At 46.6% G+C, this 21,789-nt stretch carries 20 protein-coding genes; 14 read left to right on the forward strand and 6 right to left on the reverse strand.

What is annotated here, in order from left to right:
- Positions 1-13: 13 nt before the first annotated feature.
- The 5 genes from R7P80_RS19030 to R7P80_RS19050 form a co-directional block, all read right to left on the reverse strand.
- Positions 14-922, reverse strand: a complete 909-nt coding sequence (locus R7P80_RS19030) for a hydroxymethylglutaryl-CoA lyase (protein WP_205391124.1) — start codon at positions 920-922, stop codon at positions 14-16.
- Positions 922-1,761, reverse strand: coding sequence for an enoyl-CoA hydratase-related protein (locus tag R7P80_RS19035; RefSeq protein ID WP_064354630.1), 840 nt, complete (start codon positions 1,759-1,761; stop codon positions 922-924). Before R7P80_RS19035 ends, R7P80_RS19030 begins: the two co-directional genes overlap by 1 nt.
- A gap of 29 nt (positions 1,762-1,790) precedes the next feature.
- The gene (locus R7P80_RS19040) at positions 1,791-3,395 is read right to left on the reverse strand and encodes a carboxyl transferase domain-containing protein (protein WP_205391125.1); all 1,605 of its coding nucleotides are present in this window, start codon (positions 3,393-3,395) and stop codon (positions 1,791-1,793) included.
- 25 nt (positions 3,396-3,420) lie between these two features.
- The gene (locus R7P80_RS19045; protein WP_053307789.1) at positions 3,421-4,590 is read right to left on the reverse strand and encodes an isovaleryl-CoA dehydrogenase; all 1,170 of its coding nucleotides are present in this window, start codon (positions 4,588-4,590) and stop codon (positions 3,421-3,423) included.
- Positions 4,591-4,656: 66 nt separating this feature from the next.
- Positions 4,657-5,031, reverse strand: a complete 375-nt coding sequence (locus tag R7P80_RS19050) for a MerR family transcriptional regulator (RefSeq protein WP_017821195.1) — start codon at positions 5,029-5,031, stop codon at positions 4,657-4,659.
- 275 nt (positions 5,032-5,306) lie between these two features.
- Here R7P80_RS19050 and R7P80_RS19055 point away from each other — a divergent pair, with 275 nt between their 5' ends.
- The 13 genes from R7P80_RS19055 to R7P80_RS19115 all read left to right on the forward strand — a co-directional run bounded on the left by R7P80_RS19055 (position 5,307) and on the right by R7P80_RS19115 (position 20,244).
- A complete protein-coding gene (locus tag R7P80_RS19055; RefSeq protein WP_053307787.1) occupies positions 5,307-6,518 on the forward strand; it encodes an acetyl-CoA C-acyltransferase in 1,212 nt (403 codons plus the stop codon).
- A 23-nt stretch (positions 6,519-6,541) separates the two neighbouring features.
- Entirely contained in the window at positions 6,542-8,035 is a 1,494-nt protein-coding gene (locus tag R7P80_RS19060) for a CoA-acylating methylmalonate-semialdehyde dehydrogenase (RefSeq protein WP_047100925.1), read from the forward strand.
- Between the two features lie 19 nt (positions 8,036-8,054).
- Positions 8,055-9,209, forward strand: coding sequence for an acyl-CoA dehydrogenase family protein (locus R7P80_RS19065; RefSeq protein WP_205391128.1), 1,155 nt, complete (start codon positions 8,055-8,057; stop codon positions 9,207-9,209).
- Positions 9,210-9,247: 38 nt separating this feature from the next.
- A complete protein-coding gene (locus R7P80_RS19070; RefSeq protein ID WP_145472032.1) occupies positions 9,248-10,033 on the forward strand; it encodes an enoyl-CoA hydratase in 786 nt (261 codons plus the stop codon).
- Positions 10,034-10,041: 8 nt separating this feature from the next.
- Positions 10,042-11,181 carry an enoyl-CoA hydratase/isomerase family protein gene (locus R7P80_RS19075; RefSeq protein WP_225491854.1) on the forward strand — a complete coding sequence of 380 codons (1,140 nt, stop codon included), beginning with the start codon at positions 10,042-10,044 and terminating at the stop codon, positions 11,179-11,181.
- Positions 11,182-11,192: 11 nt separating this feature from the next.
- Complete coding sequence (gene mmsB / locus R7P80_RS19080; RefSeq protein ID WP_005375775.1) at positions 11,193-12,098, forward strand: 3-hydroxyisobutyrate dehydrogenase; 906 nt, start codon at positions 11,193-11,195, stop codon at positions 12,096-12,098.
- Between the two features lie 110 nt (positions 12,099-12,208).
- Complete coding sequence (locus R7P80_RS19085) at positions 12,209-12,967, forward strand: SDR family oxidoreductase (RefSeq protein ID WP_053307782.1); 759 nt, start codon at positions 12,209-12,211, stop codon at positions 12,965-12,967.
- Between the two features lie 798 nt (positions 12,968-13,765).
- Positions 13,766-14,647: a ubiquinol oxidase subunit II gene (gene cyoA / locus R7P80_RS19090; protein WP_005388604.1), complete on the forward strand. Its 882-nt coding sequence runs from the start codon at positions 13,766-13,768 to the stop codon at positions 14,645-14,647.
- Between the two features lie 5 nt (positions 14,648-14,652).
- A complete protein-coding gene (gene cyoB / locus R7P80_RS19095) occupies positions 14,653-16,689 on the forward strand; it encodes a cytochrome o ubiquinol oxidase subunit I (RefSeq protein WP_225491853.1) in 2,037 nt (678 codons plus the stop codon).
- A complete protein-coding gene (gene cyoC / locus R7P80_RS19100; RefSeq protein ID WP_213914815.1) occupies positions 16,679-17,281 on the forward strand; it encodes a cytochrome o ubiquinol oxidase subunit III in 603 nt (200 codons plus the stop codon). Before cyoB ends, cyoC begins: the two co-directional genes overlap by 11 nt.
- The gene (gene cyoD, locus R7P80_RS19105; RefSeq protein WP_012842490.1) at positions 17,281-17,592 is read left to right on the forward strand and encodes a cytochrome o ubiquinol oxidase subunit IV; all 312 of its coding nucleotides are present in this window, start codon (positions 17,281-17,283) and stop codon (positions 17,590-17,592) included. The genes cyoC and cyoD overlap by 1 nt, the downstream gene beginning before the upstream one ends.
- On the forward strand, positions 17,553-18,467 hold the full coding sequence (gene cyoE, locus R7P80_RS19110; RefSeq protein WP_033906955.1) for a heme o synthase: 915 nt from the start codon (positions 17,553-17,555) through the stop codon (positions 18,465-18,467). The genes cyoD and cyoE overlap by 40 nt, the downstream gene beginning before the upstream one ends.
- A gap of 670 nt (positions 18,468-19,137) precedes the next feature.
- Positions 19,138-20,244, forward strand: a complete 1,107-nt coding sequence (locus tag R7P80_RS19115) for an NADH:flavin oxidoreductase (RefSeq protein ID WP_213896784.1) — start codon at positions 19,138-19,140, stop codon at positions 20,242-20,244.
- Positions 20,245-20,324: 80 nt separating this feature from the next.
- Here R7P80_RS19115 and R7P80_RS19120 read toward each other — a convergent pair whose 3' ends face one another.
- Positions 20,325-21,215 carry a LysR family transcriptional regulator gene (locus R7P80_RS19120; protein WP_017821200.1) on the reverse strand — a complete coding sequence of 297 codons (891 nt, stop codon included), beginning with the start codon at positions 21,213-21,215 and terminating at the stop codon, positions 20,325-20,327.
- Positions 21,216-21,370: 155 nt separating this feature from the next.
- Between R7P80_RS19120 and R7P80_RS19125 the strand changes: the two genes are divergently transcribed.
- Positions 21,371-21,769 carry a RidA family protein gene (locus tag R7P80_RS19125; protein ID WP_182016142.1) on the forward strand — a complete coding sequence of 133 codons (399 nt, stop codon included), beginning with the start codon at positions 21,371-21,373 and terminating at the stop codon, positions 21,767-21,769.
- The last annotated feature ends 20 nt before the right edge of the window (positions 21,770-21,789 follow it).

Below are 21,789 nucleotides of genomic sequence, written 5' to 3' on the forward strand. Positions count from 1 at the left end.
GCCGGATGGCCTTCTACGAAAGTGATAATACGCGGTTACGCAATGCTAATGACACTTTTGATGTAGGCTGCCGACCCAGCTCTTCGCTGATCATCCAGCCAGCTTTAGCCAGTAGCTCTAAGTCGATCCCCGTTTCTATTCCTAACCCTTGGCATAAATATAGTACATCCTCCGTTGCGACATTTCCTGATGCGCCATGAGCGTATGGGCATCCACCCAGCCCAGCTACACTACTGTCGATGGTATTGATGCCCATACTCAATGCCTGATAAATGTTGGTGAGAGCTTGTCCCCATGTGTCGTGGAAATGGACAGCAAGCTGGGGAAGAGGTGCAATCAACATGACGGCTTCTAGCATAGCAGCGATACGGTTTGGCGTGCCTGTACCGATTGTGTCGCCTAGAGACACCTCATAACACCCTAAATCGATGAGTGATTTGACCACGCTCGCCACTTGTTTAGGGGCTGTCGGGCCATCGTAAGGGCAGTCGGCAACGCAGGATAGATAGCCACGAACAGGGATGCCGTGTTTGGTGGCTAATCGCATTACAGGTTCGAAGCGAGTTAGGCTTTCTGCAATCGAGCAATTGATATTGTGTTGGCAGAATCCTTCTGAGGGTGAAGTGAAAATCGCGACCTGATTGGAGTCAGCCTCCAACGCTTGTTCTAAGCCTTTTAGGTTTGGTGTCAGGGCAGAGTAGGTAACATGATTTCGCCGTGTTATTGCTTTCATGACCTCTATTGAGTCCGCCATTTGTGGCACCCACTTGGGTGAGACAAAAGAGCCCACCTCAATATGCGTTAACCCAGTATCAGAGAGTAAGTTGATCAGCCGGATTTTAGTCTGGGTCGCAACAGGAGATTCATTTTGCAACCCATCTCTAGGGCCTACTTCGACAATCTTTACTTTGGAAGGTAGCATTACTTGTCCTGTGACTTGGTGACCCAACTTGGGCTACGTTTTTCAAGAAACGCTTGCAGCCCATCTTGACCTTGGGGTGATACTCTAATGTCCGCAATGAGCTTGCTAGTATAGTGAATCAGTTGTTGATCGATGGGGTTTTGATGACATTGATGGCAGAGCGTTTTCGCTTTACGCATCGCATCTGGGCTATTAAGTAGCAACGTCTTGATTACGCTATCGACCGCATTTTCAAGCTGTTTGGCTTCTTTCACTTCGTGCACAATACCAAACCGTTCGGCATCTTCGGCTGAAATGACTTCACCACTTAAGATATAGCGTCTAGCTTGTCTATTCCCCATCGCGCGCATGACGTAAGGCGCAATGGTTGCTGGAACTAAACCAAGCCTAACTTCACTTAAGCAAAAGTTGGCACTTTGGCTTGCGATGGCGATATCACTGCAACAAATCAATCCCAGCGCGCCACCATAAGCGGAACCTTGAACAACTGCGATGGTGGGTTGAGGGAACGAATCTAATGTTTCCATGAGTCTTGCCAAGTTTTGGGCATCAACGAAGTTATCTTGCCTCGTGCTTTCGGCCATCGACTGCATCCAATTCAAATCGGCCCCGGATGAAAAATGCTTACCGTTACTTCTTAATACCAAGCACCGCACATCCGTTCGTAAAGCGAGATAATCTAGGCGGTGGATCAGCAAGTCGATCGTACAAGCGTCAAAAGCATTGTGTTTGGCTGTTCTGTTTAGGGTAATGGTCGCTACGCCATTATCATCGACATGCCAAAGAACATCATCTTGCCTTTGGGCGTTGGGAATAATGCTTGGTTGCATTTCCTGCATACTAACTTCCTTAATTCATCTTTGGATGTTTACATTCTGAAGACGCCAAACTCGCTATCAGGAATGGGGGCATTTAATGCTGCCGTTAACGCTTGACTCAACACCTGACGCGTTTTTTTAGGGTCAATAATTCCGTCATCCCATAGCCGAGCACTCGCAAAATAGGGATGTCCTTGTGTTTCATACAAGTCTATGATCGATTCTCTAAAAATGTGCTCTTCTTGCTCTGACCACGCTTCCCCCTGACGTTCCTTCGCGTCTTTTCGAACTTGTGTTAAAACGCCTGCTGCTTGTTCTCCGCCCATCACAGAAATACGCGCGTTCGGCCACATCCACATCATGGTTGGATCATACGCTCGGCCGCACATGCCGTAATTACCAGCGCCGTACGATCCACCGATGATCACGGTAAACTTCGGCACGTCAGCACAAGCGACGGCCATCACTAGCTTGGCGCCATGTTTTGCGATGCCTTCTTCTTCAACCTTTTTTCCGACCATAAAGCCGGTAATGTTTTGGAGAAAGAGAAGCGGTGTTTTCCGTTTGGCGCACAGCTCAATAAAGTGCGCGCCTTTTTGTGCCGATTCAGAAAACAAGATACCGTTGTTTGCCACAATACCAATCAAGTGTCCTTGAATACGAGCGAAGCCACACACTAGCGTTCTGCCGTACAAGGATTTGAATTCGTCGAAATCAGAATCATCGACGATGCGGGCAATAATTTCTCGAACGTCGAATGACAGTCGTAAGTTGGCATTCACGATTCCGTAGATTTCTTCTGCGTCGTAGCGGGGAGGTAGCACGGTGTTTTCTGGCTTAACAGGTCTTGTTCTATTGGCATTGGCAATGGCTTCTCTCGCAAGCATTAGGGCATGTTCATCATTTTCAGCGTAATAATCTGCGACACCAGATTTTCGACAATGCACGTCTGCACCGCCGAGCTCTTCACCCGTCACGACTTCGCCAGTGGCCGCTTTCACCAAAGGTGGCCCCGCCAAAAAAATGGTGCCTTGCTCTTTAACCATAATGGACACATCCGCCATGGCAGGAACGTACGCGCCCCCAGCAGTGCAAAGCCCCATCACAACAGCAACTTGGGGGATGCCTTTCGCCGACATTCTCGCTTGGTTAAAGAAAATGCGACCAAAGTGTTCTTTGTCGGGGAAGACGTCGGACTGATGAGGGAGATTTGCGCCACCGGAGTCCACCAAGTACACGCAGGGGAGTTGGCAACGTTGGGCTATCTCTTGCGCTCTAAGGTGTTTTTTTACCGTGAGTGGGTAGTAGGTTCCGCCTTTTACCGAAGCATCGTTGGCGATGACCATGCATTGAATTCCCTCTATGATACCAATGCCGGCGATAACGCCAGCACAGGGGATCGCTTCGTCATACACTTGCCAGGCGGCAAACTGGCTGATTTCAAGAAAGTCAGTGTTGTCATCAAGCAAGCGCGCGATGCGTTCTCGTGCGGGGAGTTTTCCTTTTTGCCTCTGGTGCTGAATGGCTTTTTCACCGCCGCCCTGTTTGATGGTCTCGATGTGTTGATTAAGTTGAGTGACCAACGTTTCCATCGCAGCTTTATTGGAAAGAAATAACTCGTCAGTTGGCTTAGTTTTACTTTTGATAATGGCCATAATGACTTCCTTGTCGTATGTTCCGTTAGCGAGATTCTTCGAACAGCTCTCGGCCTATTAACATGCGGCGAATCTCTGAGGTACCCGCGCCGATTTCATAAAGCTTTGCATCACGTAGCAAACGACCAGCAGGGTATTCATTGATGTAGCCATTCCCACCGAGCAGTTGTATTGCATCGAGTGCCATTTGTGTGGCGAGTTCTGCACTGTACAAAATCGCGCCAGCGGCGTCTTTGCGTGTTGCGTTACCTCGATCACAAGCCGCTGCGACGGTATATACATACGCTTTTGCTGCACTCATTCGAGAGTACATATCGGCGATCTTGCCCTGAACTAACTGAAACTCGCCAATGGATTTTCCAAACTGCTCTCGTTCATGTACGTACGGGACCACAATGTCCATGCAAGCTTGCATTATCCCGAGTGGTCCGGCAGCGAGGACGACGCGCTCGTAATCCAGCCCACTCATTAACACTTCGACACCTTGATTCAACTCGCCAAGAATATTCTCTTTCGGTACTACGCAATGGTTAAATACAAGTTCGCAAGTATTCGAGCCTCTCATGCCTAGCTTGTCCAGCTTTTGAGCATGAGTGAAACCTGCGAAGTTACGTTCAATAATGAATGCGGTAATGCCACGTGAACCTGCGCTGACATCTGTTTTAGCGTAAAGCACCACTACGTCAGCATCGGGCCCGTTTGTTATCCACATTTTGTTGCCATTCAGTACAAAATGGTCGCCCTTGTTCTCCGCTTTCAGTTGCATGCTTATCACGTCTGAACCGGCATTGGGCTCACTCATCGCTAGGGCGCCAACGTGCTTACCATCAATGAGTTTTGGAAGGTATTTTTCGCGTTGAGAAGGTGTGCCGTTACGAAAGATTTGGTTGACGCACAGGTTAGAATGAGCGCCGTAGCTTAAAGCGACAGACGCAGAGGCACGGCTGATTTCTTCCATGGCAACAACATGAGCGAGGTATCCCATGCCTGCACCACCAAGCTCTTCATCGACGGTCACACCAAGCAACCCCATTTCTCCGAACAAAGGCCATAAATGATTCGGGAACTGGTTATCGCGGTCTATCTCCGCGGCGATGGGCGCAATATGTTCGGTAGCAAAGGCATTAACGTGCTCTCGGAGCATATCGATGGTATCACCAAGTCCGAAATTGAGTGGGGTATAGGTGCTTTTCATAACGTCTCCCGGTATCAGAGGTAAGGTGGAAAAGCCTGTAGCGGTGTTGCTAATTGAGTATAGCGTTTATGTCTGCTTGCTTTTGAGTGTTTGAATACAACGCTCCTTAGCGGCATTCAACTCTGCCATAACGACGCTGATGTCGTTGAGTTGTTGCTGTAGGACGGCTTGTTTCTCTTCAATGATATTGAGCATTTTCAATAACTGTCCTTCGGTTTGTTGCATGTCGTAGAGCTCGAAAAGTTCACGAATTTCTGCCAACGAAAAACCGAGTCGTTTCCCTCTTAAAATCAGTTTGAGGCGAATTCTATCCCTGCGTTGATAAACGCGCATATTGCCTTTTCGCTCTGGTTCAATCAGACCCACGTCTTCATAAAACCGGATACTGCGAGTAGTAATATCAAACTCCTTGGCGAGGTCACTGATCTTGTATTTTTCCATAACATACTTACCTCGAATAAAAATCCAGTTTCTGGAAATCGAACCTTAAATGGGAAGGCCGAACATCAACTTTGAAATATAAACGTCTGCTTGGTGTGTTTTTTCATCTCATTGTAAAGGCTAGTGCTATGCTTACGTAAACGTCAAGAAATCGCGGAATGAAAGTTTGTTAGTGAAAAAGGCGATAAAGGCTGGTGTGGCGCTTGGTGAGTAATTCTATGTAGGGTGTCATCAGTCTGCCAAGTGTTCACATATACCTTAAGGGAATGCGAATCATGGGAAAAGACATCTGGATTGTCAGCGCGAAAAGAACGCCAATTGGGCGCTTTCAAGGCAAGTTGCAAACTTACTCTGCTCCTCAATTAGGCGCACTGGCGATCAAGGCGGCAATGCACGAAGTGAATGTGACTTCGGTGGATGAAGTGTTCATGGGATGTGTGCTTCCAGCAGGGTGTGGACAAGCTCCTGCGAGGCAAGCATCTATGGGGGCAGATCTTCCTTTGGGTGTAGGGTGCACCACCATTAACAAAGTGTGTGGCTCTGGCATGAAGAGCGTCATGTTAGCGCACGATCTCATTAAAGCTGGAACGATTCGCTCTGCCATTGCTGGTGGTATGGAAAGTATGACCAATGCGCCGTATTTGCTGAGGGAGGCGAGAAAGGGAATGCGCATGGGGCACCAGTCTACGTATGACCACATGTTTCTCGATGGGCTACAAGATGCTTACGAAGGGCACTTAATGGGTGTTTATGCTCAGCAAGTCGCTGACAGGCTTAAGTTCACCAGAGAGCAAATGGATGAATGGGCCGTGATGTCGGCAAAACGTGCGTTGGAAGCTCAAGAACGAGGCTTGTTTGCCGATGAACTTTCGCCGGTTTCACTCAATACCAAGTCAGAACAAGCGGAGCTGGACTACGATGAGCCCCCACGCTCGATTGACCTTGGTAAAATTCCTCAACTCAAACCTGCATTCGATGAAAAAGGTACGGTGACCGCTGCTAATTCGAGTGCCATTTCAGATGGCGCGGCGGCTCTTGTGCTTATGGATGAAGACACTGCGCGTCATCAGGGGCTTAAACCACTTGCGATCATCAAGGCGCACTCTACACATGCCAGAAAACCTGCAGAATTTACTTTGGCACCCGTCTATGCAATTGAGCAACTGCTGTTCCAGCTAGATTGGTCAATTTATGAAGTGGACCTGTGGGAAATCAATGAAGCCTTTGCCGTCGTGACACAAATAGCGGTGGCGGAACTTGGGCTTGATACGAGCAAAGTAAATATTAAAGGTGGAGCCTGTGCACTTGGGCATCCGATTGGGGCTAGTGGCGCACGAATTCTGGTGACATTGATTCACAGTTTGCGTCAGCTACAAGCGTTAGGCACCAATGGTGATCTCGAAGCCAAAAAAGTGATGCGGGGTGTTGCGTCACTTTGTATCGGCGGTGGAGAAGCCACGGCGATAGGCATTGAAATACCGCTTTAATTGAAATCAGAAAGGAGTAAATGATGACTCGTTTGGTTCCCTTGTTTATTGGTGGCGAGTTTCGTGAATCTCAAACATCGGATTGGGTTGAGGTAACCAATCCCGCCACTAATGATGTCATTGCGTACGTTCCATGTTCCACAGAGCATGAGATGGAAGCCGCCATTGATAATGCGAAAGAGACATTCCAATCCTGGAAGGAAGTGGCAGTATCCGAGCGTGCCAGAGTCATGCTGCGTTATCAGCACTTGCTCAAAGAGCATCATGATGAGCTTGCCACACTGCTTTCTCATGAAACGGGTAAGATTTTAGCGGATGCTAAAGGCGATGTGTGGCGAGGCATAGAGGTTGTTGAGCAGGCGGCAAACATTGCCAGCAACATGATGGGCGAAACCGTCGAAAACGTTGCCACGGATATTGACAGTTACTCAATGATTCAGCCCCTAGGTGTGTGTTGCGGCATTACGCCATTTAACTTTCCTGCCATGATTCCGTTGTGGATGTTCCCAATCGCTATCGCTGCGGGCAATACATTTGTGCTTAAACCCTCCGAACAAGTGCCGTTGACCTCTATTCGTTTAGCTGAACTATTTGAGCAAGCTGGCGCGCCGAAAGGAGTGTTGCAGATCGTTCATGGCCGCAAAGAGCAAGTCGACTTTCTTCTGGCTCATCCTGATATTCGAGCGGTGTCATTTGTTGGCTCGGTTCCCGTTGCCCGTTATATCTACACCACAGGGACTAAACATTTTAAACGGGTTCAAGCTTTTGCTGGTGCAAAGAATCACATGGTGATCATGCCTGATGCAAACAAAGATCAAGTGGTGAATAACCTAATCGGAGCCTCAGTAGGGGCTGCGGGGCAACGCTGTATGGCAATTTCTGTTGCGGTATTTGTCGGCGATTCAAAACAATGGATTGCGGACCTGAAACTGGCGATGGCGAAAGTACACCCAGGGCCTTGGGATGATGAACAGGCTGCTTATGGCCCACTGATCAGTGAGCAAGCTAAACAACGCGTATTGGACCTAATTGAAGATGGCAAACAACAAGGCGCAGTGTGTGAACTCGATGGCAGTCAGTGTGAAGTGGAAGGCTTTCCCGATGGAAACTGGATTGGCCCAACCTTGTTTAGCGGTGTAACAGCGAACATGTCGATTTACACGCAAGAGATATTTGGCCCTGTCTTAGTTTGTATGGAAGTCGAAACGTTGCAAGAAGCTATTGAGTTAGTGAATCGCAACCCTTACGGCAATGGAACTTCTATATTTACCGCTAATGGCGCTGCTGCGAGAAAATATCAGCATGACATTCAAGTCGGTCAGGTTGGGATCAATGTGCCTATTCCAGTCCCTTTACCATTTTTCTCCTTTACTGGTTGGAGAGGCAGTTTCTATGGTGATTTACATGCGTATGGTAAACAAGCGGTACGTTTTTATACCGAGACCAAAACGGTGACGGCGCGTTGGTTTGATGACGATATTCCAACGGGGCCAAATCTGACCATCCAACTGCGCTGAGTGAATAAAAGGAGCTTTTATGGACTTTGAACTTAATGAAGATCAACGTGCATTTGCCGATACCGCTCAACAATTTTCCGATGAGCGTTTAGCACCGATGGCGGCGGAGTGGGATGAAAAGCAGATCTTCCCCAAAGACGTATTGAGAGAGGCGGGGGAACTAGGGTTTCTCAGTCTCTACACTCCAGAAGCGCAAGGTGGCCTAGGGCTGAGTCGCTTGGATGCTTCAATTATCTTTGAACAACTGGCCATGGGATGTACGTCCACTACGGCGTTTATGACGATTCACAACATGGCCAGTTGGATGATCGCGAGTTTCTCGAACGAAGAAGTGAGAGCCAAATATTGCTCTAAGCTGGTCTCTGGCGAGTGGTTGGGTTCATATTGCTTAACCGAGCCTAATGCGGGGTCGGATGCCGCTGCACTGACCACTTCCGCTACAAAAAAGGGAGATAAGTATGTCCTCAACGGTGGCAAAACCTTTATCTCTGGCGCAGGAGAGACAGATGTTTTGGTCGTGATGGCGAGAACCGGAGAAGCGGGTGCCAAAGGCGTGTCCGCATTTGTTGTTCCTGCTCACGCTGATGGTATCAGCTATGGGCGCAAAGAACCCAAAATGGGTTGGAACAGCCAACCAACACGAGCGGTTACTTTTGAAAATGTCGTTATTCCAGCTAGCCATTTACTGGGCGAAGAAGGGCAAGGTTTTGTCTTTGCGATGAAAGGGCTTGATGGAGGGCGTATAAATATTGCGACCTGTTCCGTCGGTACGGCTCAACAGGCCCTTAATCAGGCGGCACGGTACATTCAAGAGCGTAAGCAGTTCGGCAAGCCGCTTGCGCAGTTTCAAGCCTTACAATTCAAATTGGCAGACATGGCGACAGAGCTAGTGGCTGCGCGGCAGTTGGTGCGCTATGCCGCCAGTAAACTCGACCGAAATGACCCTGATGCTACGGCTTATTGCGCGATGGCAAAACGGTTCGCAACCGATGTAGGTTTTCAGGTTTGCGACCACGCGCTGCAGCTTTATGGTGGCTATGGTTACATCAAAGAGTATCCAATGGAGCGTCATTTCAGAGATGTGCGTGTGCATCAAATTCTGGAGGGAACGAACGAAATTATGCGTTTGATCATCGCACGTCGTTTGCTCTCTGAGGAGTCGGCCTTGCTGTAGCGAAGTATTGGATTTGCTCATTGAGAAAGGATTCAGATATGCCATTAACCCAAGAAGCCATTCAACATACGATCACTAATCACGTTGCGGTGGTGACGATGAACAACCCGCCAGCCAATACGTGGACAGCAGAGAGCCTCAAGGTACTGAAGTCGCTGATACTCACACTTAACAATGATAAGCAGGTCTACGCACTGGTTTTAACCGGCAGTGGAGAAAAGTTTTTCTCTGCTGGTGCAGATCTCAAGCTATTTTCTGACGGTGACAAAGCGGTTGCGTTAGACATGGCGCGATGCTTTGGTGAAGCCTTTGAAACGCTCTCGGAATTTCGTGGTGTTTCCATTGCCGCCATTAATGGTTACGCCATGGGCGGAGGTTTAGAAGTGGCATTAGCTTGTGATATTCGAGTAGTTGAAGAGCAAGCGGTACTTGCTTTACCTGAAGCCAAAGTCGGACTTTTGCCCTGCGCTGGCGGTACCCAAAACCTCACAGCGTTAGTAGGGGAAGGCTGGGCAAAGCGTATCATTTTATGTGGAGAGCAAGTCAGCGCTGACAAAGCAAAAGAACTAGGCCTAGTTGAGGAGTTGGTTCCCAAAGGTGAAGCTTTAAGTAAAGCGCTGGAACTTGCTGAATCTGTTGCGAACCAGTCACCATCTTCTGTCGCCGCATGTAAGGCGCTCATTCAAAATATGCGCTCTGCGCCACTTAAGCACGGCTTAATGAAAGAGCGAGAGTTGTTTCTGAATCTTTTTGATACGGAAGATCAAGTTGAGGGTGTTCGCGCCTTTTTAGAAAAACGCCCACCGCAATGGAAAAACCGATAGGAGGCCACATGGCAGGGATGGTAACCATTAGTGAAATAGAGTGCTTAGATGGCGTGCACCGCATTGGTATCGCAACGTTAGACAACACCGCTTCATTGAATGCATTGACGTATGACATGTTAGTCCAACTTAACGATCAGCTTATCAAGTGGCAAGATGATCCACATATGGCTTGTGTGGTACTGACTGGCGCTGGAGAAAAAGCATTCTGTGCTGGTGGTGATGTTCGAGCTATGTATCACGTCATGCATAACGAGAGTAAAGAAAAAATCGTAGAGTTCTGTACGAACTATTTCTCGTTGGAGTATGAGTGTGACTATCTCATCCACACTTACAACAAACCCATTATCGGTTGGGGAGAAGGTATTGTCATGGGCGGTGGGATGGGGCTTTTTATGGGAACCAGCCATAAAGTTGTGACAACAACATCACGCCTTGCTATGCCAGAAATCAATATCGGACTGTATCCTGATGTGGGAGGTACGTGGTTTTTAAGCCAGATAGATCCGCAAGTGGGTTTATTCCTCGGGTTGACAGGTTCAATGGTAAATTCAAGTGACGCTGTCACTACTGGTTTGGCCGATTGGTCACTGTTGGAAGAGCAGTATCCCACCTTACTGGATGAGCTAAAGCGGCTCCAGTGGGGCAAAGAAGATGCGAAAGAGTTGGTAACTGCACTACTACAGTTAATGGAAGAACAAGTTATTGATAGCAAACCAACCACGCAAATTTGTCCATACTTAGATCAGATAGAGGAAGCGTGCAAAGGCTTTGATCTTAATGCGATAGCACAGCGAATCATGGCTATCGAAGGGAATAGCCAGTGGATAGAAAACGCGAAACAAACGTTCGCATCGGGCAGTGCGATCACCGCGCATATTTGCTTTAGACAAGTGAAAGAGTACCACAGCTTACCGCTTGCAGATTGTTTCCGTTTAGAGTTGAGTTTGTCGGTTCGCAGTGCCTTATTAGGTGAGTTTAAAGAGGGCGTCCGTTCTCGGCTTATTGACCGGGATGGCGAACCTAACTGGATGTTTAACAGTGTCAGTGAAGTCGATGAAGATGTCATCGATACCTTGTTTACCTCACTTTGGCCGGATGACGAACATCCGCTTGCTGATTTGGGTGAACAAACACTAGGTCAATAAGGAGAATGATCATGAGTACCATCGCATTTATCGGTTTAGGAAGAATGGGGCATCCGATGGCGCAAAACTTACTCGCGTCTGGATTTAACGTGCAAGTATTCGATGTCGATAGCGAAGCCGCAAAGCAACTAGTACCTTTTGGTGCGGTGGTGGCGAGCTCTATTGAGGAAGTCGTGGATGGTGCTAGCACAGTCATCACGATGCTACCAGCAGGGTCTCACGTTCGTTCCGTGTATCTTGGTGACTTACATGGTGGCGTAGGTGTCCTCAATCTTGTCTCGCCAAGTACCTTGATGATTGACTGTTCAACCATTGATCCGGACTCTGCGCGATTAGTCGCCAATGAAGCGGCAAATAAACGCGTGTTGTTTGTCGACGCGCCCGTTTCGGGGGGCGTTGCTGGCGCTAAAGCGGCGACATTAACCTTTATTGTTGGTGGTTCGGATCAAGCGTTTTCTAAAGCCAATGCCATTTTGCAGTATATGGGAAAAAATGTTTTCCATGCTGGCAAAGCAGGCGATGGTCAAATGGCGAAAATCTGTAACAACCTTATGCTCGGCATTTTAATGTCTGGTACGTGCGAGGCATTAAACCTAGGTATCGATCATGGACTCGATCCAAAAGTGCTATCAAACATCATGCTGCAAAGCTCTGGCCGAAATTGGGCATTGGAGCTTTACAATCCTTGCCCAGGCGTGATGGACAGTGCGCCAGCCAGTCACGATTACCAACCGGGCTTTATGAGCAAACTCATGCTGAAAGATCTCGGCTTGGGGTTAGATGCGGCGTTACAAACACATTCTTCGGTTCCGATGGGGTCGTTAGCGCGCAACTTATATTCTTTCCACAACGCGAGCGGCCACGGCGAACTCGATTTCTCAAGCTTATTTGAGTTATACAAGAGTAAGAAAGGCTAGACCGAGTTTTGTGACAAACCAGCCCGAGATGGTGACGTAAAACGCGCATCATTTCGGCCAACTTAGACTGGTTGAGATAGAGAACATTACGAGCTATGGAGTGCACCAATATGGACATAAAAAGTAGTGTTATTGCCATTACAGGAGCAGGGCAGGGGCTTGGGCAAATGATGGCCATTACCCTTGCTCAAGCTGGCGCTGATTTAGCGTTGTTGGATGTAAACGCCAGTGGCTTAATGGAAACACAAGAGCAGTGTCGAATGCTGAGTGCGAAAGCGTTGACATATCAAGTGGATGTTACCAACGAAATCGACGTTGAAACCACGTTTGAAGCGATTATCCAAGATTTTGGTCAACTCAATGGGTTAGTCAATAACGCTGGCGTATTAAGAGATGGGTTACTTGTAAAAGCAAAAGATGGCGTGATCAGTAAGATGTCTTTGGATCAATTCAATTTGGTCATGAACGTTAACGTGACAGGAACATTTTTGTGTGGGCGTGAAGCTGCCGTCAAGATGATTGAGAGTGGCTCCCGAGGCGTTATCATCAATATTTCTAGTGTTGCGAGAGCAGGGAATATCGGACAAACCAATTATTCTGCATCTAAAGCGGCGGTCGCGACCATGGCGACAACATGGGCCCGTGAGCTCGCAAGATACGGTATTCGTGCGGCGGCGGTTGCACCAGGTGTAGTACACACCGCGATGGCAGAGCAAATGAAACCCGAAGCCATAGAGCGACTAGAAAAGATGATCCCAGTTGGCAGGATGGGCGAAACAAGCGAAATCGCGCATGCAGTAAAATACATTATTGAGAGTGATTACTTTACTGGCAGGGTTTTAGAAGTGGATGGTGGCATTCGTATGTAAGTGACCACTGAAATAAGGCTCTGATAGACCTGAATAATAAGTCTCTTTCCATTTCAACATTTTCTATGTTGTGGAGTGCTAATTCTGCGCAACCCAAATGTATTTACAACTTATGTTTGGATTTACCATGAGAATGATTTCTCACAATCCAATAAAGAGATGTAAATACCACTCAAATATTAAGTGAAATCATTAATTTGATGTTGATCACACTTTTGATTTTTTAGCTTCCGCTTCTCATTAAGGCTATCTGCGTAAATGAAGTTGATAGTCAGTCTCATCAATTTTTAGTTTCAACTGTTTGTTTTTAAATAATTAATTGTTGAAGCACGAGAAATTCGTGTTGAGGTTAATATTCTATTTAAAGTGTGTAACTTCCATTAATGGAAGGTTAGTTTCCAGTTGTGGCTAATGAGCTTTAACTTTTTACTCCTCATAATGCGCCAAATGTAACATAGTGTTTCAAAGTGTAACAATAAACTCACACTAAGAGTGTGGTTTTGATCTCCACTCAATTCCGTTTTGTTTCGCTCTGAGCCCGACGTTACTCATGCTCAACACATAAACATTCTAATGACTATAACAACTGGTTCTTGGCTTGATACCAATCGTATCGTAGCAAATAACGGTTCATTCTAGCTGGTTAAATGCTTGATGACGAAGTTGAAAAATTGTAAGTAGAATAACTACTTATCGAAGTTTTTTCTTGTTCTCATACATTACCTCTGCGCTATTTGTGAGCTCTTATTTACTTTGATTGGCATCTGCTTTGAAACCAGACAACCATCGAGAAAGTTAATGGAAGCCTCAAGATATAAACGCATCTTGTCGAGGGGAAGTTTGGCGTCCGTCATACTTATGCTCTCAGGATGTAATTCAGCTTTACTTGACCCCAAAGGTGCCATTGGTGTGCAAGAAAAAGAGTTAATTATTACTGCTCTTTTGCTGATGTTGATCGTTGTAATCCCTGTGATTTTAATGACGATTTACTTCGCTTACCGATACCGCGCCTCTAACACTGAAGAAGAGTACGCACCCGAGTGGTCACACTCGACCAAAATCGAAGTGGTGGTATGGACAATTCCAATCATCATCATTGCGATTCTTGCGACGATCACATGGCGTTCAACTCATGAACTAGAGCCATCCAAACCTTTGGAAAGTGATGTTAAACCAATGACCATCGAAGTGGTGTCACTCGATTGGAAATGGTTGTTCATCTATCCAGAAGAAAACATTGCGACGGTGAACTATGTGGCGTTCCCGAAAGACGTGCCAGTGCAGTTCAAACTGACTTCGGACAACATCATGAACGCGTTTTTCATCCCTCGCTTAGGTACACAGATCTACGCGATGCCAGGAATGGTAACCAAGCTCAACCTGATCGCGAACCACGAAGGTGACTACAAGGGTTTTGCATCGAACTACAGCGGCGAAGGCTTTTCGCAAATGAAGTTCACAGCTTCAGCAATGTCTGATCGTGCTGCGTTCCTAAATTGGGTGCAGAAAGTGAAGGCGAGTCCTGATCGTATTGAAGATTGGGAGCAATACAGCTCACTGGCAGCGCCAAGTATCGCAGAGCCAGTCACTTTGTTCTCTAGCGTTCCTCCGTTCTTGTTCACCGACGTTGTGACTCAGCATCCTGGTTCAATGAACTGTTTGCCTGAAAACCAAGGATAATCGTAATGTTTGGAAGATTAACTCTTGATTCAGTTCCATTCCACGAACCTATTATCGTCATCACCCTAGCGGTTGTGGCGCTGGTTGGTTTAGCCGTAGTTTACGCGGTGACCAAAGCCGGAAAGTGGCAATATTTGTGGAATGAATGGTTTACTTCAGTAGACCATAAAAAACTTGGCTTCATGTACATCGCAGTAGCGATGGTGATGCTTGTTCGTGGTTTTGCTGACGCAGTCATGATGCGTAGTCAGCAACTCCTTTCTTCTGCGGGTGAAGCAGGTTACTTACCACCGCATCACTACGATCAAATTTTTACTGCCCATGGCGTGATCATGATCTTCTTCGTAGCGATGCCATTGGTCATTGGTCTGATGAACATCATCGTGCCATTGCAGATTGGTGCGCGTGACGTAGCTTTCCCGTATCTGAATAACTTGAGCTTCTGGCTGTTTGTTGTAGGTGTCATCCTAACAAACATGTCTCTCGGCTTAGGTGAATTTGGTCGTACAGGTTGGCTAGCGTATCCGCCGCTTTCAGGTATTGAGGCTAGCCCAGGAGTCGGGGTCGACTATTGGATTTGGGCGCTGCAGATATCAGGTGTTGGTACGACGTTAACAGGCGTGAACTTCTTCGCGACCATTTTGCGTATGCGTACACCGTCTATGCCAATGATGAAGATGCCAGTTTTCACTTGGGCGTCTCTGTGTGCAAACATTTTGATCATCATTTCATTCCCAATCCTAACGGTGACTATCGCTCTGCTTACGCTGGATAGATACCTAGGCATGCACTTCTTTACCAATGATCTTGGCGGCAACGTAATGATGTACGTCAACCTGATTTGGGCTTGGGGTCACCCAGAAGTGTACATCTTGATCTTGCCAATTTTTGGTGTGTTCTCAGAAGTCACCGCAACCTTCTCACGTAAAAAGTTGTTCGGTTACACATCGCTAGTTTGGGCTACCGTAGTTATCACGATTCTTGCCTTTGTCGTTTGGCTGCACCACTTCTTTACGATGGGGTCTGGCGCGAACGTAAATGCCTTCTTCGGTATTGCCACGATGATCATTTCTATCCCAACAGGGGTGAAGATCTTCAACTGGCTATTCACGATGTACAAAGGCCGCATCCGCTTTACGACGCCAATGATGTGGACGGTGGGTTTCCTGATCACCTTTACTGTTGGTGGTATGACGGGCGTACTAATGGCGGTTCCGGGCGCAGATTTCGTTCTGCATAACTCAGTATTCCTTATCGCTCACTTCCACAACGTTATCATCGGTGGTGTGGTGTTTGGATGTTTCGCTGCGATCACTTACTGGTTCCCGAAAGCGACCGGTTTCACCATGAATGAAACTTGGGGCAAACGCGCGTTCTATCTTTGGATTATTGGTTTCTTAATGGCGTTCTTACCGCTTTACGCGCTGGGCTTCATGGGGATGACTCGTCGTTTAAGCCAAGACATCAACCCAGAATACTTCCCACTGTTGTCGATTGCCGCAGCAGGTACGCTTGTGATTGCGCTGGGCGTATTGTCTCAGTTCATCCAAATTTACGTGAGTATCCGTGACCGCGAGCAAAACCGTGATCTAACTGGTGACCCGTGGGGTGGTCGTACTCTTGAGTGGGCAACATCGTCTCCACCGCCGTTCTACAACTTTGCGCACCTACCAAAAGGTGATGTGCTGGATGCCTTCTGGTACCAGAAACAAAGTGGCGAGTTCGATCCAACTAAAGAAGTGGAATACGAACGTATTCATATGCCAAAAAACACGGCAACAGGCATCTACGTGTCGGCTTGGTCGCTCCTATTTGGCTTCGGAATGATTTGGTACATCTGGTGGCTAGCGGCGGCAAGTTTGGTCGGTATTATCGTGACGTGTATTCAGCATAGCTATAACGATGATGTGGATTACTACGTGGAAGTTGAAGAGATCAAAGCAATTGAGGCCGAACGTCGAGCTCAGCTTGAAGAAGCGAAGAAAAACTCAGTGAAAGACAGCGAAAGTAAAGATGATCTGGAGGTGACGTATGCAAACTAATATCGCAGCACATCACGACCATGATCACCACCATGACACGAATGGCAACAAGCTATTTGGCTTCTGGGTTTACCTGATGAGTGACTGTGTACTGTTTGCGACCTTGTTCGCGACTTACGCTGTGCTGTCGAGCAATTCAATTGCGGGCCCAACAGGTAAAGACATTTTCGAACTCCCATTCGTTTTTGTCGAAACCATGCTGCTGCTGTTTAGCAGTATCACATTTGGTTTTGGCATTATCGCGATGAAGCGCAACAACGTTGCTGGTCTCAAACGTTGGATGTTAGTCACGTTCGCGCTTGGTCTTAGCTTTATCTGTATGGAGGTCTATGAGTTCCATCACCTGATTGAAGAAGGCTATGGGCCACAAACCAGTGCATTCCTGTCGGCATTCTTTACGTTGGTTGGTACGCACGGCCTGCACGTAACCTTTGGTCTGATTTGGTTAGCGGTAGCATACCATCAACTGTCGACGAAAGGTCTGAACGACAATATGGCAATGCGCTTTAACTGCTTAAGCCTATTCTGGCACTTTCTAGATATCGTTTGGATTTGTGTCTTTACCATCGTTTACTTACTGGGGGTAATGTAATGGATCAACATGTAGAAACCAGTGCGTCAGATTACGTGAAAGGCTTTATTGCCTCACTGATTCTGACGGTAATTCCGTTCTACTTTGTTTGGACGAAATCATTACCAGATACAACGACCTATGCGATTCTATTTGGATGTGCATTAGTGCAGATATTTGTTCACTTTAAATACTTCTTGCACATGGAAACAAAAACATCCGACGGACGTTGGAACCTTGTATCACTGATGTTTACCGCCATTGTTGTACTTATCCTTATCGCTGGCTCGGTATGGATCATCTACAACATGAACGTCAACATGAAGTTGTAGGTCAAGGTATGCTGAAAAGTTATTTGTCTATCACTAAACCGGGCATTATTTTCGGCAACCTGATTTCTGTTGCGGCGGGGTTCTTCCTCGCCGCAAAAACAGAACCAGCCAGTCTAATGTTGTTCGTTACGACGTTAGTTGGTGTTGGGTTAGTCATCGCTTCAGGTTGTGTGGTGAATAATATTTTCGATCGTGATATCGACCAAAAGATGGCACGTACACGAAATCGTGAAACAGTGAAAGGCAACATCAATATCGATATTGCGTTTGTTTATGCACTTGCTTTATTGCTGGTAGGAACCGCACTGTTATTTATCCGAGTGAATCCACTATCCGCTGTCGTCGTGTTGCTTGGCTACGTGTATTACGTGTTCTTTTACACGATGTGGTACAAACGTAACTCGGTGTATGGAACCTTAGTGGGAAGTATCTCAGGCGCAGTTCCGCCATTGGTGGGTTACTTAGCGGTAACAAACTTCATTAGCTTGGAAGCGATTTTACTCTTTACCATGTTCTGTCTCTGGCAAATGCCGCACTCGTATGCCATTGCCATGTTCCGCATGCAAGACTACCGAGAAGCCGGGATTCCCGTATTGCCAGTTAAAGAAGGTATTCATAAAGCGCATCGACACATGAAAGCGTATGTCGTGGCTTTTGGGGCAGCATCATTGGGGTTATTTTTACTAGGTGAAGCCGGGTATGAATACTTAGCGGTTGCAGCGGTTGTTTGCTTTATGTGGACGAAAGTAACCTTTCGCAGCATTGATGACAACAACTACATCGCTTGGTCAAAGTCGGTGTTTAAAGTCTCACTGCTAGTGGTGATGGGGATCAGTGGTGTGCTTGGCGTCGAGTTGATTCCTCTAGCTCTGTAACAACCAAACCTAAGCGTTTGCTAAGCGCCAATATCTTTTGCTGCTGAATGCATGAATGGCCTTACCTAGAAGTAAGGTCATTTCACTTTCTATTGTTCTTTATTTTCCCTGTTTTTCCTGCTCCTCCTCTAGCTTCACTATCACGTATTCATATCTAAAAGCAAAAACAACCAGTGTGTAAAACATAGTGAAGCACGTTTTCGCTGACGCGTAATAATGCCAAGAGATAGTGACTATTAAGCTAAAAAGTATAAACAGCGCAATAACTCTATTTGCCATATGAAAATTCAATATCGATAGTTTGTAATGTAAACATTTGGGGAGAGTGCTAGTTCCCATAGCAGCATACAAACTAACAATGTGAATGTTTGAGTTGAATCACCAGCTAGCGAAATACAAAAGTTTTACGACTGAAAGTGGGTGAGGAAGCACCTTAGCTCCAGTGAAATGAACACGATTAAGAATCATCCTTTTACATAATCTAAAAACTCACCAAACCTTAACCCAGATTAAAGTTTTGTCGTCTCCGAGGCATTAAGGTGCGCCTGTAGTTTGCAGGTCTCAAGGATTCAGAGAAGGAACAGCCATACATCGTGTATCGCTGTTCCTTTTTCGTTCTTGTTTACTTGCGAAAAGATAAAACATAAAGACAACTTTAAGAGGACTGGTTTTGAGCATTTTGTTTTCCGAAGCCCGAATTGGCAACATGACCCTAAAGAACCGTTTTGTGAGAAGCGCAACGTGGGAGAACATGGCGACCGAAGATGGTCATATGACGGTAAAGCTTTACGATATTTACGAAACGCTTGCGAAAGGGGAAGTTGGGCTTATTGTTACGGGTTATGCCAATATCGTTGAAGAAGAGAAACCCAACGCAGGTATGATGGGGATCTACAACGACTCTTTTATTGAAGAATACAAAAAGCTAACAGAGCTAGTACATCAACAAGATTCTAAAATCGTGATGCAAATTGCTTACGGTGGCACCAAAACCACCCATAACGTCGGTGAGCGTGTCATCTTCGCTCCGAGTGACGTGCCTGAGCGTGGTACAAATACGCAAGGCAAAGCGATGACAAAGGACGAAATAGACTACATCATAAAGGCATTCGCATTGGCGAGTAAACGTGCTCAAGACGCTGGTTTTGACGGCGTAGAGATTCATGCGGCGCACACTTATTTAATTAACCAGTTTTTAAGCCCGTACTATAATCGTCGCGAAGACGAATATGGTGGTGACTTAGAAAATCGCATGCGCTTTCTTTTAGAAATTTATTCTGAAACCAGAAAGCTGGTTGGAAGCGAATTTCCCATCCTCGTTAAACTGACGGCAACAGAGTTCTTTGACGGCGGTTTAACGTTCAATGAAACTCGCGTCGTCTGCAAGAAACTTGAAGAAATAGGCGTTGATGCGATCATCGTATCTGGCAATGTTCACGGCAAAGCAAACGAACTTGTTGGTCAAACGTTCGATGGTTACACACTACAAGAAGAAGGTTACTTTCACGAATATGGTCACGTGATCAGTCAGGACGTTAGCATACCGGTGATTACTGTCGGCGGGCTGAGCGACATTGATGCGATTGAGAAAATTGCAGAAAACACAGGTATCCAATTTTTTGCTGTGTCACGCCCTTTATTGGCTGAGCCACAGTTGATCAAACGTTGGAAAGAAGGCAATCGCGCACCAGTAGATTGTGAACGTTGCTCAAAGTGTCGTACCAAGCGTGGTAACTTTTGCGTGGTGTATAAGAACCGAAATCGTCGCAAAAAATAGAACGAAGCGAATACACAAATACAAATTAGCCTCCACTCTGAATATGGAGGCTTTTAATTATCCGCATGTTAATCGAACCATTATTTATCTTCTTTTTGATAGTTTAAATAATGCACACAAAGATCGTGAAATGCTTTAGCTTGAGGCGAGATCGTGCGATCGGTTAACGTAAATATACCAATTTGCCTTTCAAGTGGTGGATCGATAAGCGGAATCCAAACCAAGCGTGTTTCATTGGTTGGGAAAGCAAGCTTCGGTAGGGTCGTGACACCAATCCCAAGTTCTAAGACAGAAAACAGCGAAGTAATGTTTTCGACCGAATAGAGCGCTTGCTGACTCAGAGCTCTTGCTGGGGTTGGATCGAGAAGTGTACAAGTGCCGTTACGGATAAAGGGTTGTTCCAACAAAGTTTGCCACTCGACTCCTTCTGGATGACTCGCAATAGGGTTGTCCTTTAAACACACCACGCCTATTGGATCGGCTAACAGCGGCGTAAAGTCAATGCCCCCCTCATCGAGGTGAGAGGGGTTACCGAGCGCTAAGTCGACCTCACCGGAGAGTAGGCGAGCCTCGACGCCAGCGGCATTATCGTCTATCAAGCTTACTTCTACATTTGGATACTGTTCGCAAAAGGCGCCCAACACGCTAGGAATGAGCTTCGCTGCAACAGAAGGAACGCTCGCAATTCGCACTCTCCCTTGCTGTCCGGCAGCGGCTGCTTTGAGATCGTTGTCTAGTGCACTGTAGATATTGAGAAACTGAACCACTTTGGGAAGACAAATTTCACCAAACGGGGTCAATTTGGTTTTGTTTCCGGGTTCAAACAGCGTTTGCCCTAGAATTTTTTCAAGCTCTTTTATCGATGTGGACAGTGCCGCCTGAGAACGATTTGCACGATGTGAAGCGGCTCGAAAGCCTCCTTCCTCGACTACCATCACAAAATGCATTAATTGTTGAAGCTTAATACTCATCCCTAATGCCTCTTAATCCCTTTATTTACGTTATTTTAAACATAGTGATAAGTTTAATTTATCAAATGTCAAAAATTTACCGTTAGATTTATCGCCTGTCAATGTGCATCATTTAACCATATTGAAACAAAGCTGTTACAAAGGTTGAAAGGCACGTGAATACTCCTACTAAAAAACACCCAGTTAAAACCAGTCTATTTGCTTCTAAAGCGCCGCTTGAATGGGCGATAGTCAACAACGGAACCCTGTATACGGCTCAAATTCCTATTGATGACACAGGCGCGGTTGTGGAAGGCGGTATCGAAGCACAAACACGTCAAACCTTTAACAATCTCATTCACACCCTGGAGTGTGCAGGGGAGTCTTTGGACTCGGTGTTGCAGGTCCTGATTTATGTGACCGACAGAGAATACTTAAAGACCGTTAACCAAGTGTACGCGGAATATTTTGAAGCGCCGTACCCAAATCGCGCCGCCATGGTGGTTGCAGGGTTAGCGCGAGAAGAGATGTTGGTGGAGTTTGTTGTCTACGCGTCGGCAAGCAAACCAGAATAAATCCAATAAGAACAATTTAA

This window comes from Vibrio sp. 2092 (assembly GCF_033339635.1).
GTDB classification, from domain to species: domain Bacteria; phylum Pseudomonadota; class Gammaproteobacteria; order Enterobacterales; family Vibrionaceae; genus Vibrio; species Vibrio alginolyticus.

What these genes read in the sequence shown, in the direction of transcription:
- R7P80_RS19030 (WP_205391124.1), bottom strand. Translation starts at nt 922, where the DNA reads ATGCTACCTTCCAAAGTAAAGATTGTCGAAGTAGGCCCTAGAGATGGG.
- R7P80_RS19035 (WP_064354630.1), bottom strand. Translation starts at nt 1,761, where the DNA reads ATGCAGGAAATGCAACCAAGCATTATTCCCAACGCCCAAAGGCAAGAT.
- R7P80_RS19040 (WP_205391125.1), bottom strand. Translation starts at nt 3,395, where the DNA reads ATGGCCATTATCAAAAGTAAAACTAAGCCAACTGACGAGTTATTTCTT.
- R7P80_RS19045 (WP_053307789.1), bottom strand. Translation starts at nt 4,590, where the DNA reads ATGAAAAGCACCTATACCCCACTCAATTTCGGACTTGGTGATACCATC.
- R7P80_RS19050 (WP_017821195.1), bottom strand. Translation starts at nt 5,031, where the DNA reads ATGGAAAAATACAAGATCAGTGACCTCGCCAAGGAGTTTGATATTACT.
- R7P80_RS19055 (WP_053307787.1), top strand. Translation starts at nt 5,307, where the DNA reads ATGGGAAAAGACATCTGGATTGTCAGCGCGAAAAGAACGCCAATTGGG.
- R7P80_RS19060 (WP_047100925.1), top strand. Translation starts at nt 6,542, where the DNA reads ATGACTCGTTTGGTTCCCTTGTTTATTGGTGGCGAGTTTCGTGAATCT.
- R7P80_RS19065 (WP_205391128.1), top strand. Translation starts at nt 8,055, where the DNA reads ATGGACTTTGAACTTAATGAAGATCAACGTGCATTTGCCGATACCGCT.
- R7P80_RS19070 (WP_145472032.1), top strand. Translation starts at nt 9,248, where the DNA reads ATGCCATTAACCCAAGAAGCCATTCAACATACGATCACTAATCACGTT.
- R7P80_RS19075 (WP_225491854.1), top strand. Translation starts at nt 10,042, where the DNA reads ATGGCAGGGATGGTAACCATTAGTGAAATAGAGTGCTTAGATGGCGTG.
- mmsB (WP_005375775.1), top strand. Translation starts at nt 11,193, where the DNA reads ATGAGTACCATCGCATTTATCGGTTTAGGAAGAATGGGGCATCCGATG.
- R7P80_RS19085 (WP_053307782.1), top strand. Translation starts at nt 12,209, where the DNA reads ATGGACATAAAAAGTAGTGTTATTGCCATTACAGGAGCAGGGCAGGGG.
- cyoA (WP_005388604.1), top strand. Translation starts at nt 13,766, where the DNA reads ATGGAAGCCTCAAGATATAAACGCATCTTGTCGAGGGGAAGTTTGGCG.
- cyoB (WP_225491853.1), top strand. Translation starts at nt 14,653, where the DNA reads ATGTTTGGAAGATTAACTCTTGATTCAGTTCCATTCCACGAACCTATT.
- cyoC (WP_213914815.1), top strand. Translation starts at nt 16,679, where the DNA reads ATGCAAACTAATATCGCAGCACATCACGACCATGATCACCACCATGAC.
- cyoD (WP_012842490.1), top strand. Translation starts at nt 17,281, where the DNA reads ATGGATCAACATGTAGAAACCAGTGCGTCAGATTACGTGAAAGGCTTT.
- cyoE (WP_033906955.1), top strand. Translation starts at nt 17,553, where the DNA reads ATGGATCATCTACAACATGAACGTCAACATGAAGTTGTAGGTCAAGGT.
- R7P80_RS19120 (WP_017821200.1), bottom strand. Translation starts at nt 21,215, where the DNA reads ATGAGTATTAAGCTTCAACAATTAATGCATTTTGTGATGGTAGTCGAG.